The sequence below is a fragment of the Flavobacterium sp. xlx-214 genome (assembly GCF_013874595.1).
Lineage (GTDB): Bacteria > Bacteroidota > Bacteroidia > Flavobacteriales > Flavobacteriaceae > Flavobacterium.
In genome coordinates this window covers 2,723,741-2,737,119 of the sequence record NZ_CP059431.1, presented here as the reverse complement: position 1 = coordinate 2,737,119, position 13,379 = coordinate 2,723,741, and the positions used below count along the sequence as shown (strand labels likewise).

At 30.4% G+C, this 13,379-nt stretch carries 8 protein-coding genes; all 8 read left to right on the top strand.

Features of this window, described 5'->3' with window-relative positions; all coding sequences use genetic code 11:
- The first annotated feature begins 110 nt into the window (after positions 1 to 110).
- Positions 111 to 911, top strand: a complete 801-nt coding sequence (locus H1R17_RS12825) for a hypothetical protein (RefSeq protein ID WP_163430917.1) — start codon at positions 111 to 113, stop codon at positions 909 to 911.
- 357 nt (positions 912 to 1,268) lie between these two features.
- Positions 1,269 to 2,819 (top strand): T9SS type A sorting domain-containing protein, encoded by a 1,551-nt coding sequence (locus H1R17_RS12820; protein WP_163430918.1) that lies wholly within the window; start codon positions 1,269 to 1,271, stop codon positions 2,817 to 2,819.
- 2 nt (positions 2,820 to 2,821) lie between these two features.
- A complete protein-coding gene (locus H1R17_RS12815; protein ID WP_163430919.1) occupies positions 2,822 to 5,830 on the top strand; it encodes an RHS repeat protein in 3,009 nt (1,002 codons plus the stop codon).
- 6 nt (positions 5,831 to 5,836) lie between these two features.
- Positions 5,837 to 9,394, top strand: coding sequence for an RHS repeat domain-containing protein (locus H1R17_RS12810; RefSeq protein WP_163430920.1), 3,558 nt, complete (start codon positions 5,837 to 5,839; stop codon positions 9,392 to 9,394).
- Positions 9,394 to 10,002, top strand: a complete 609-nt coding sequence (locus tag H1R17_RS12805; protein ID WP_163430921.1) for a hypothetical protein — start codon at positions 9,394 to 9,396, stop codon at positions 10,000 to 10,002. Before H1R17_RS12810 ends, H1R17_RS12805 begins: the two co-directional genes overlap by 1 nt.
- Before the next feature lie 933 nt (positions 10,003 to 10,935).
- A complete protein-coding gene (locus H1R17_RS12800) occupies positions 10,936 to 11,793 on the top strand; it encodes an AAA family ATPase (protein WP_163430922.1) in 858 nt (285 codons plus the stop codon).
- A gap of 12 nt (positions 11,794 to 11,805) precedes the next feature.
- Entirely contained in the window at positions 11,806 to 12,789 is a 984-nt protein-coding gene (locus tag H1R17_RS12795; RefSeq protein ID WP_163430923.1) for a DUF3871 family protein, read from the top strand.
- 29 nt (positions 12,790 to 12,818) lie between these two features.
- Positions 12,819 to 13,067 carry a hypothetical protein gene (locus tag H1R17_RS12790; protein ID WP_163430924.1) on the top strand — a complete coding sequence of 83 codons (249 nt, stop codon included), beginning with the start codon at positions 12,819 to 12,821 and terminating at the stop codon, positions 13,065 to 13,067.
- Positions 13,068 to 13,379 lie beyond the last annotated feature (312 nt).

The following is a 13,379-nucleotide window of genomic DNA, read 5'->3' as shown; positions in this document are numbered from 1 at the left end:
TTAATGAAGCTGTTCAAACTTTATTAATTGCTACAGCAAAAGTTAAAAGTGGTTCGCCTTATTCTAGTAATTTATTAAGTATTCATGCAATAGGGTATAAATATTAGGATATGATTTGGTTTACACTACTTGTTATAGCTGGTTATATAGTCTATAGATTTGTTTCAGCATTAAACAAAGATCAGAAAGAATTAGAAACTATGAGTTTGCCTGACAAATTCAGCTTTCTAGTTTCGGAATTAAATGAAAAAGCTTTTGATTCAGATGCAAAGATTTTTTTTAGAGAAAAGCGTTCGTTTTACATTTATTTAAAAGAGAGTTATCAATTAATAGACTTCTTTTATTCAACAGGTCATTTGACGATAACTTGGAGATTAAAATTTCCTTTAGATTCAGAAGTTATTTATGAAAAGCAAGTTGATGATGTTAGAGTTTTAGGAGAGCAAGCTCAAAAAGCGTTGGCTAATAGTATTATCAGAGAAGTTGAAACATATTTTAAGTCGAAATCCCCTAATGCAGTAAAATATTACTCTCAAATTAACTCTACAGGTTATTTATTTAGAGAATCCTATGAATCAATTATAGATTTGAAAGATTTAATAATAGGCAATTATCTAGATGATAATAATGTTCATTCAGTAAACGATGAAGATGAATATTTAGATACAAAAGAATATTTATTAGAATCAGCTACAGAAGGTTTAATCAATATTATTAACGCTACATTGAAGAAAGAACAAATGACTGTTAGTGATGTTGAAACACCATTCTATATTTTAGAAATGTTAAAAGGCGGGAATGATTCTTTTAAAAAGCACTTGTCAACGATTGATATGTTTTCTGAAAATCAAATTGAAGAAATCTCTAGTGAATACTATGCGATAGTTTATAATTATTATTTTAAAAAATAAATTTGTTTGCAAAAGGAGTTATCGAAAGATAGCTCCTTTTTTTGTTTAATATACCCTACTAAAATTTGCATAAAAAGTTGACTTCTTTACATAAAGTACAAACGTACTAATACATTAAGTACCCTCCCCTTTTATTTTGCTTTGGTGCATCCCCATACTCAGTAATTCATAAATATTACTTTTAGACGGTCTAAAAGAAGAATGATTTAAAAATATTAATAAAAATTAACATTTTTTTATATATTTACTCCAATAAAAAACATTTTATGAAACACATCTACACTGTAAATAAGGTAGTTACTGCTACTTTGTATACTACAAATAATAATTTAGAAAAATCATATTAATAACGTTGTAATGAAAAAGAAACTACTTTTTCTATTTTTTGGTTTGTCTGTTTTTAGTGGATACAGCCAAAAAGTAGCATGGGAACGTACCATTGGAGGGGAACATTCAGAATATCTATTTGATATGGTTCCTACTTTAGATTACGGGTTTTTATTAGCAGGAAGTTCTCTGTCTGATAAAACAGGATTAAAAAAGCAAAAAGGTCAAGGTAATTTGGATTATTTCTTGTGGAAAATGGATAAAAATGGTGAAGAAGAATGGCAATTGAGTTTTGGTGGTGAAGGTCAAGACATTTTAAAAAGCATTTATCCCACTGCTGATATGGGCTATATTTTAGGAGGTTATTCCAATTCTGGTAAAAACGATTCTAAATTCTCAGAAAATTATGGTAAGAATGATCTTTGGATCGTGAAAATCAATGCTCGAGGTGATCAAGAATGGCAACAAGCCATTGGAGGAGAGGGTGATGATCGTTTGGTTCAAATCAAGCAGGTAAAAGGAGGTGGTTATTTGGCAATTGCAACAACAAATTCTACTAAATCAGACCATAAGAAAGATGATAAGTATGGCGGTTTGGATTACTGGATTATCAAATTAGATAAATCGGGTAAAGTAGAATGGGAAAAAACGTATGGTGGTTTGTATAACGATGAGCCTAAAAGTATTTTGGAAACTCAAAAAGGATTCATTATTGGTGGAATATCCAATTCACCTGCATCAGGAACAAAACAAAAAGACAATTTTGGTGGTTATGATCAATGGATTTTAGCAATTGATGACAAAGGAAATTTACTAAACGAATATGTTTTTGGTGGAGAAAATGATGATGATTTAAATGAAATTTTACTTACTGAAAGCAAAGATGGATACATTATTACAGGCAGTACCTATACAGATAACAACAATAAAGGTAATTTAACTGCAAAATCTGAAAAAGCAAGTGACTTTTTAGTTGTTACTACTGATCTTACATTTCAACCTATTAATCAATATACCTACGACTTAAAAGGAAGTGAAATACTAACATCAACTACTTTTACACCATCTAAAACCTTATTACTTTCTGGTTATAAAATAGATGAAAAAAGTAATAAGAAAAGTTATGTCTCTATACAAGTAAACCAAAAAGGAGAGCAAGTTTGGGAAAAGGAACTTTCAACAAGTGGTGATGATTTGTTACGTAAAGCAGTAGTTACACGTGATGGCGGTTTTGTATTTGCTGGAAATTCTACAGGTAAAAATGCAGAATACAAAAAAACAACTCAAGGTCGTGATGATTATTGGGTAGTCAAGTTAAACAGCAAAGAAAAAGTAGATCAACCAGAAATTAAATTAGAAGCGTTTCCAAATCCTACCGAAGGTTTTACACAAATTGTAATCAATCATGAGTACAAAGAAGGTGTTGTAAACGTATTTGATTTAAATGGCAGGTTGTTACATACCGAAGCTTTGAAATACGATATGGTAGCGATTAATTTAGCAAATTATGCTACAGGAACTTATGTAATCAATATTAAAACCGATGTTTTCAATGGATCGGTAAAAGTTATTAAAAAATAGTTATGAAGAAATTTTTACTTTTTATTTTATCAGGAATATCTTTTTTAGGCTTTGGACAAGAAATAGATCCTTTTAAATTTACTTCAGTAGTAGATCTTTACGAATTTCCAACTATAGGGGCTACGGGTATTTTAGATGTAGAATTACCATTATATACAATTAAAAAGAAGGACTTTGAGTTGCCAATTTCATTAAGTTATGACCAAATGGGGAATTCTAATGTTTTTTACATTGGAAATCAATTTGGTGATGCATGGGTTTTAAATACAGTAGGTACCATTAGTAGGGAGATTAGCGATGAAAGATCTATTTTGGTTACAACTGCAAGAGGAGAAATAAGATGTGGAATATCAAAACTAAGAGATTTTTTAGGTAAAAGAGTGAAAATAGGACCTTACGTAGCAGATGAATTTTATTACAGTAATAATTTAAATGAAAAATATCGCTCACATCCAGATCATTTTACCTTTAATTTTATGGGACTAAGTGGTAAATTTACCATTTATAATGAAAATGGAATTTTAAAAGCACAATTGTTAGAGTCTAGTGATTTTGCTAAAGTTGAGATCATACAGCCAAATAGTTGGGAACTGATAAAAACCATTAATATTTATGATAAAAAAGGTTATAAATATAAATTTTCATCTCCTTCTCACGTTAATCAAAACTATTATCAAGAGTCAGTAAGACATACAGAAGATATGTATTTGCCATATGGATGTAAACTGACTATGAATCTAGGGGGACATACATTAGCTCCGTCTGAAGGCTTAGATGATGGTACAGGGGTATTGATTAAAGCAGGGACTCTTATCTCTAGAGAGATATTTTATGATGGAAAACCTTTTTGGAAAAATCTAGAACTTACAGAAGTTTATGACAAAGATAATAATTTGATTATAAGTTATGAATATGATCAGACAGGAGTTATAATAGCGGACTACGAGAACCGTTGGATAAATGGATTGGGGATGAGTCAAGCATATCAGAAACTATTTCTTAAAAAAATTAATGTTGTAGGTCAAGGCAACATTATTTTCAATAATACATATGGAATAAATGGTAGTAATGTAATAAATTCTTATACAAACAACATAGAAATTAAAGATCTTAAGAATAACTTGATAAAAAAAATAACTTTTGATTTTGAAATAAAAGAGATTTCTAATATTCCATTTATTAAGGATTATAAAGATGGGTCATATGGCTTAAATTTTCAAAAAAGACTATTGACAGGAGTAAAAGAGTATGATGCCACTTTACAAAACCATCTGCATACAACAATTGAATATAAAACCCCTTATCTTAATAATATAAATAACTCAAATGTAGTTATAGATCGTTATGGTTTTCTTACAAAAGTAGGTTATTGTCAAATGCACCTAAGTAGGAAAGATTACAGAGCTGATTCTTTTATTTTGCAGAAAATTAAATACCCTACTGGTGGATCTGTTGTTTATGAATTTGAGCCTAATACATTTTCTCGTAGTGCATCTGCTTTTAATACCAAAGATTCAAATTATGATAACCATATCTATGAAAGTTTACCACTTACACAATTGGGTGATGGTGTAACATTTAAAGCAAATGAAGGAGATAAAATATATATATTGAATAAATATTTGTATTCATCGTTAGTTTTATATAATACTTATTTAGGTGTATCTAATCCATTAAAAAACATAGATAAAAATGTTAGCATAACAGATGAAGATTGCAAACACTTAATTCCCAATATTGATTTACCTGCTTCTGATAATAATACTTATAAACTAAAATTTTTGTCAGGAAATACTTATGCTTCAGATATTAAAGTTTATAGATTTAATTACAATAATATATATTCTAATTTTAGATATGCTGAAGGAAATCGTATTTCTAAGATTGCTTTTTTTAAAGAGAATGTTTTAAAGAATATACTAGGTTCACCAAATGGAGAGGCTCAAGCAGAAAAAGTTGTACGATTTGACTATTCTGACCAAACAGAAAGCAATATGAGCTCAGGACGTGTAAGGCTTTCATATTTAAACGATTATGAATTAAAGCCTTTTTACATAATTTATGATGAAGTAACTTCTAATATTCGAGGAATAGGAAAACAATATACTAAATATGGTTTTACTGATAATACTCCTCCCAACGAATCAATACGAACTGATTTAAAGAAGTTAAAGAAATACACTTTTTCAAATCAATTAATTTCAGAAAGTAATTATGATTATACGTATAGTACACTTCCTTTCTATTCAACTGCTTTTACTCATATTCCAAAACCATTTATTTTAGCATCAACAACCAATAATAAAATCTATGAAAGTGGAAATTATATAGAAACAAGTTCAGAAACAAATTATGATACTGATAAACGACAAATTATTTCTCAAGTAGATATAGACAATTTAGGGAAAACCACAAGGGCTGAATTTGATTATCAAAGCATAAACAACGCTATATTAAATACTCAAACCCGTAATTATATTAATGGTAATTTAAAAGAACAAGTTTTAAAATCATACGACACTTCAGGAAATTTAACAAGTACACAATTTAAAACACCTGAAATGAGTACTTATGAACCAATAGGCATGTTAAATCCGCATTATTACAACGGATTGCTACTTGGTTACACACAATTAGATGGTACTTTTATAACACTTATTTACGGTTATAAGGATACACAGTTAGTAGCTAAACTAATAAATTCAAATCCTACTATATATTATTCATCAACCCATGCTGGCTTAAGGGATAATATTGCAAATTACAGTAATCAAAATAGTACCTTTTACAACGAAGTAAATTTGAAAACCACTTTAAATAGCTTACGTACCATATTTCCAAATGCAATGGTAACCACTTACACCTACAAACCAATGGTGGGTATATCAAGCACTACCGATGAAAATGGAAAGGAAACTACCTATCAATATGATACCTTTAACCGATTGGCTACTGTAAAAGATTATCTAGGAAATATTTTAAAACAGTACGAATATAACTTTACAAATTAACAACTTATGAAAAAAATAATTATTCTTAGCTTTTTGTTTGTTGTAATAGGAAGTTATGCACAAACAACTACAAAAAATTATGTAAAGGAAACTACAAGGCGTATAGCCTCTGTTGGACAAGGAATTCCTCTTGGTACAACAAATACTCATGTTGTAACCACAACGTATTACGATGGTTTGGGAAGACCAATACAAGTAGTGGATCAAAATAGTTCACCTAATGATGACAAGAATATTGTTACGCACATAGAATATGAGAAGAACATCGGTCAGAGCAAAGAGTATCTGCCTTTTACGTCTTCGGGAACCAAACAGGGACCTCCTATATTTATAGGAGGAGCACCTTCTACGGTACATAATTCTGATTTTGTTGATAATGGCAAAACACAAACAACAGCTTATTATGATGCAATTTATGGAACAACTCCTAATCCGTATAGTGAAACCAGAAAAGAAGCATCACCCAGACAACGTGTTTTAGAAGCAGGTTTTCCAAGTGATGTTTGGAATATCAACCAAAATGCAGGCGCAACACCAGAAGGTTTACGCAACACCATTCGTAATTCATATACATTAAATACTTCAAATGAAGTGAAAAGATTCAATGTAACTACTTCATATAGCGATGGAATCTATAAAAACAGTATTTCAGAGAATGGCTTTTACCCTATAAATACTTTAACAAAAACAGTTATTAAAAATGAAAACTGGAAAGATGGTGATGGAACTAATAATACAGTAGAAGAATTTAAAGATACTAAAGGAAATGTTGTATTAAAACGTACCTACAATAATAGTGATCCACATGACACCTACTATGTGTATAATGGCTTAGACTTGTTAGCATTTGTGATACCACCAATGGCAAATGGAAGTGTTTTAGGTGATCATTTAGACAAATGGTGTTACCAATATCATTATGATGCTAAAAAACGATTGGTAGAAAAGAAATTACCACAGAAAGATTGGGAATATATCGTCTATGATAAATCAGATCGTGTAGTGCTAACTGGTCCTATTTACAATCCTTTTGGTGATGGTTCTAAAGGGTGGTTACTTACAAAATATGATAATTTTGGAAGAAGCATTTATACAGGTTTTTATGAATATAATAGTTTTAATAGTGCTACACGAAATTCATTAGCACAAAATAATTTTGTTGTAGAAACTAAAACAGGATCAAATACTATTGATGGCATCACTGTAAATTATTCAAATACAAGTTTTCCAACAAATTTTAAGTTATTATCTGTTAATTATTATGATAATTACACCTATCCTAATGCCCCAACATCGTTTCCTACCATTGAAACACAAACTGTCAATACAGCATTAAAAGGGCAATTAACAGGTTCATGGACACGTGTTTTAACTATACCAACAAGTACTGTTGGAACTATTTCTTATAATTTATATGATGATAAATACCGTGTTATTAGAAGCTATAGCAGTAACCATTTAGGTGGATATACGCAGGTAGATAGTAAATTAGCCTTTACTGGTGTACCTACTAAAACCACAACTACACAAAAGCAAAATAGTAGTTCAAGTATTTTAACTATAACTGATAATTTTACCTATGATAGACGTGACCGCTTATTAACACAAACACAGCAAATAGGTGCAGGTACAGTAGAGAAAATTGTAACAAATACCTATGACGCTTTAGGAGTTTTAAAAACAAAAGATGTGGGAGGTATAGCTGGAAATCTTCAAAAGGTTAACTATAATTATAATATTCGTGGATGGTTGACTTCTATCAATGAAGTCGATCCTTTTATATTTGATTTTTCAGACAATAGTGTTTTTAAATACCATATTAATTATTCTACTACTTACTATGGTGATACATCAAAACCTCAATTTAATGGGAATATTTCAAGTGTTAGTTGGAAAACTTCTAACGATAATATTATAAGAGGTTATGGTTATAACTACGATAATTTAAATCGTTTAAATTATGCATCTCATTTAAAAGCTACGAATGTTGGTGGTATGTGGGGGAATTTTACAAGTTATAATCGCGACGGTCAATATGCTGAAGATGTTGCATACGATAGAAATGGAAATATTACAACTTTAAAGCGTTTTGGGCAAGAAGAATTAGGACAACCTATTCAAACCGATGAACTAACGTATAGTTATAATGGTAACCAATTACAATCGGTTATAGATGCTACTAATAATCCAGAAGGTTTTAAAGATGGAAATACGACAGGAAATGATTATTTTTATGATAGTTTTGGAAACATTACTCAAGATTTAAATAAAGGAATTTCATCGGTAACTTATAATCACTTAAATTTACCATACAAAGTAAGTTTTAGCAATGGTGGACAAATAAGTTATATCTATGATGCAGCTGGAACTCGTTTAAGTAAAAAAGTAGAGCCAAGTGGTGGTCTGGCAGTTACCACTGACTACTTAAGTGGATTCCAATATGAAAACGGAGAGTTCAAGACTTTTCCACATGCAGAAGGCTATGTGGAGCATAAGTATATAGATGTAGGTAACGGTTTTAGTATGATGAAATATGTTTACCACTACATTTACAAAGATCATTTAGGAAATAACCGCTTAGTTTATGCCGATTTAGATGGTGATGGAACAATAAATCCTGCAACAGAAATTGTAGAAGAGAATAATTATTATCCATTTGGGTTAAAGCACAAAGGATACAATGAATTACCAGGAAAAGGATATAAATATAAGTACGCAGGTAAAGAATTAAATGATGAATTAGGATTAGATTTATATGATTTTGGCGCACGTAATTACGATCCAGCTTTAGGACGTTGGTTGAATGTGGATCCGCTGGCGGAGCAGTATTGGAATATAACTCCATATGGATACGCTTTAAATAATCCTATTTATTTTATTGATCCCGATGGAATGCAAGTATTAGACCCAGATGAGATTGTAAAAAAACAAAAGGAAAAACTAAGTAGTGATATAGCGTCTGTTCGAGGAATGATGAAGGATCGTCAGATTGATGCGGAAATTGGAAATAAATTTATAACTTTTTTGCAGGGTGTTCAAAATGAAATAAAAGCATTAGAAGATTCTGAACAAGTTTATAATGTATTTTATGATAAAACCAATAAAGGAAATTCTGGGTATGTAAATTATAATTTTGGTACAAATGCAGTAGATATTGGTATGGGAACAACTGCTTCATATTCAGTTATAGGTCATGAGCTAATGCATGGATTTCAGTTTGAAACAGGTGAAATTTCGTTAAGAAGAGATGATCAGTCAACTCTATACGATATAGGAGATGAAACTGCAGGATATAATCGACAATATATATTAGAAGGAGGTATAAAACAATTTAATCCAGCTGCACCACCATATTACATGGACTCTGATATTATTGATTTTGGAAAAAAGCAAAATCCACAAATTTATCAAGGAATGCATCAATCATCCTTAAACTTATCTTCAAAAGATGGAAAAGATATGAGAAAAGCAACAATTGAAGCTGGTAAAAATGGAACTACAGTTCCTGAAGTATATATTGGGTGGGAAAAAGATTACAATAAGGGTGTTAAAAAAAGGAGATAATGAAATTAAGTATATATTTAATATTAGTTTATATTATATTTGGGTCAATGACCATTGATAACGGTTTATATGTTTACAGAGCAAGTCATTTTTATGAGAGTATTGAATTAAACAACAATGAGTTTACATATAAATCAAACTTTCACTTTTCAAGTTATGAAACTAAAGGGACTTACAAGATATCTAATGATAGTTTAATTCTTAATAGTTTTCAAAATAATGATATTTTTGATGTAGATGAAAAAAGGAACAGTAAAAAGAACAAATTGTTTTTTAAAGTTAGCAGGTATGATAAAACTTTTTTCTCTTATGACTTACATTTGATATTAGATGATAATAAAGAAATTGTCCTAAAAGATAAGTGGGATACTACAAAAATTAAGAAGTGTGATATCAAAGCGTTTTATATAACAAATAAGAATAGTTTTATATCTCCAACTTATAAAATTAAAGATGAGAGTAGTAATGTTTTTACTATTAAGTTTTCAGGTAGGAGAGTATTTATAAACGAAGTGTGGTTGATAAAAGGTAATAGTTTAATCCCTCGATCGCAAAATGGTATTATCCAAAGTTACTCATTAGAAAAGCAACTTGTAACTAACAACTAAAAACAAATCCCCCTACTTGGATAATACCATAGTTAGGGGGATCTTTTTTAAAACACCTTACTGTTGTTATACATTTAATAGTTTCGACTTTTATAAGGACGCAGTAAGTAAGTGTGTTTTACAAAGATAAAGTACACCAAAGTAACTTTTACAAACAACACCAACAACAAACTTTTTAAAACCAACATAAAACGTACAACCCTAACATACTATAAATGTGGGTGTTTGTACGTTTTTTTTATGAGACTCTCTTAAAAATTTGCAATAAAACTTGACTTTTTATGTAATGGTGAGAGCATGTTTATAGTAAAGGTAGCCCCCATCAATTATTAATTGGTGCTATACCCCGCCCTTCGGTCGTCACGTTTTCTTGTAGACAGTTTAATACCAGCCTTTTTAGTACAGAAATACTTCAACTACTTTACATTAAATTAAAAGTTCAATTCATCTTAACCCAATTGAAACAATCTCAACATGCGGAAGCAACTCTACCATGTTAACATTGGTTTAGCTAGGTAATTAGCAGGTTTAAGGATAATTATTTCAGGTGCTTCATTGCGGTAGCTGTTGTATATATAGTAGCTGTTACAGATGGAGCAACTGCTATAGTACAAAATTGCTGTTAGTGTTTCAAATTGTTGTAGCTACAGTAGGTTATAATAAGTAACTATATAAAAAATTCAATCAACGTTATACTATTTTCAGTATTGGTGGGTAATTTAGATTTCTGTACAGTGTAAAACCTACTAAAATCCTTTCTAAATTAACAATTACCACTATTAAATAAACTTCAAGTACAATAATAACCTTTTAAGAATTGTAGGTATAACAACCTGTAAAACCCTAAAAAATTCTTTCCGATTCTTAGCTTACGCCAAGAATCGGATTTATATATTCTTTAATTAACATTAAACAATCTAAAATCAAGAAATTATGCAGTTACAAAAAGCACAAAGACATCAAGTAAAATTAAGAATTGGACTATCGGGTCCGAGTGGATATGGTAAAACGTATTCAGCTTTACTATTAGCCTATGGTATCATAGAAGATTGGAGTAAAATAGCCATCATTGACACCGAAAACAACAGTGCGAGTTTATACTCTCACTTAGGAGATTTTAACGTATTAGCACTACAAGAACCATTTGCACCTGAACGTTACATCGAAGCTATTAAAGTCTGTGAAAACGCAGATATGGAGGTTATTATTGTTGATAGTATCAGCCACGAGTGGCAAGGTAAGGGCGGTTGTTTGGAAATCCATGAAATGTTGGGTGGTAGATTTAATGATTGGGCAAAAGTTACCCCAAGACACAATGCTTTCTTAGATGCTATTATACAATCTAAATGCCATGTGATTACTACTTCACGAAGAAAGGTTGATTATAGCATCGATCAAGATTCTAATGGTAAAACCAAAGTATCTAAAGTTGGTATGAAAGAAATTACTCGTGAGGGTTATGAGTATGAATTAACCGTAAACTTTGAATTTCTGAACGACAGAAACCTTGTAAATGCTTCAAAAGACCGTACAGGCTTATTTGCAGGAAAACCAGAGTTTGTTATTAATTCAAGTACAGGTAAAAAGCTATCCGATTGGTGCAAACAGGGTAAATCATTAGATCAAATCAAACTAGAGATTTATCAAGCTACCAACGAAGAAGACCTAAAACAACTGTACAACAAGTACATCGACCAACGTAAAGACATTTACGAGGACATTCTAAAGCGTAAATCAGAATTAGAATTTACACCAAATCAAATCATTTCAGACAACATTATTAACATCTAAAACAAAATTATTATGGAATTACTAACATTACCACAGAACCCGACTATTGAAATTATTGAAGATTCAAAAATCGAAAACTCGTCAAAAACAAGATTTATAGAGGCTAACACGTTACAGGTTAGCCTTTCGCATTTAAAAGAGGATTGTATCATTCCTGTATTTGCAAAAGATAATGAAACTACAATTAGTCATTACGAATTCATTACAACCGTAGAAGAAGCTTTGCAAGAAATATTGGGGCATAATGCACAGTTAAAGCTTGATATACGTGTTTCTCACATCATTAAAGGTAGAATACCGACTGCAATTGGTAAACCTGCAAAGGAGCTGTTAGAGCACGAGAAAACCATCTATTATGAGCGCATGGCGTTTGTTATTGAAATTCCCGAGATTTATGAAATTATCAATGGTAATCGTATTAACCTGTGTGTAGGTGGTGTTCGTGCCTATAATCAAGAAAATCTTTTCAGTAAGAAATCCATTGAGAAGTTTAAAGTCTTTGTAGGTTACCAAAATACAGTATGTACTAACTTATGTATTGCTACTGATGGTTTAAAAGCCGATTTACGTGTAGGTTCAACTATGGAATTGAAACAAAAAGTATATGAACTATTTCATTCTTATGATAGACAATCTCATGTAAATACCATGCGAAATATGTTGAATTACAGTATTAACGAACAAGAATTTGCTCATTTAGTAGGTAAAATGAAAATGTACAATTACCAATCAAAAGAAGCTAGAAAACAACTATTTCCTATTTCAATTACAGATACACAGATTAATTCTATTATTAAAGATTATCACACAGATATAGATTTTATGAAAGCTGATGATGGTACAATTAACTTCTGGAATTTATACAACTTGTTTACCGAAGCGAACAAAAGCACTTACATAGATGTAAACTTTGAACGGAACGCCAATGCATACGAGTTTGTACAATACCTAACCAATTTCAAACAAAATAATGCGAAGTGTTGGTATCTCTCATAAATAAATAGCTTTTACTTGAAAACGGTCCAATGAGTAATTATGATAAATTATTAAAACAAATAGAACTTACAAGGTCGGATGAGTTATATGTGATTGATTATAAAGGGTGTTTAAATAAGTTTAAATGCCCTTTTATTGTACAAGCAACCGAAACTGTTGGAAGTGTTGAAGAAGGCTGTAAATACGAGGTTTTAAGCGTTAAAATCTCTATTAGATTAGAAACTGTTTACCAAATAAACAACAGTTACTATCTGTACAAATCCTTTGAAATATTATAAGTAAACAACCTGTTATGCTGTATTTTGATGCAAAACTTTTGAGACGGTTACAGGTCAAACAAATAACCACTGAAAACGTTTAACAATTACAAGACTGAAGTTCTATAGGCTTCAGTCTTATTTTTGTGCGAATCTAGTCAACTTTTTTTACAAAAATTGAAAAGGGGGTATATTTAACTTTAAAAAGTGTTACATTTGCATATAATTTAAAAAATTAATAAATTAAATAAAATAATTAACAAAAAATTAGGAATTGTCATTTATTTTTATTATCTTTGCGAAAGATTTATCACTTCGATAATACTAAAGTAT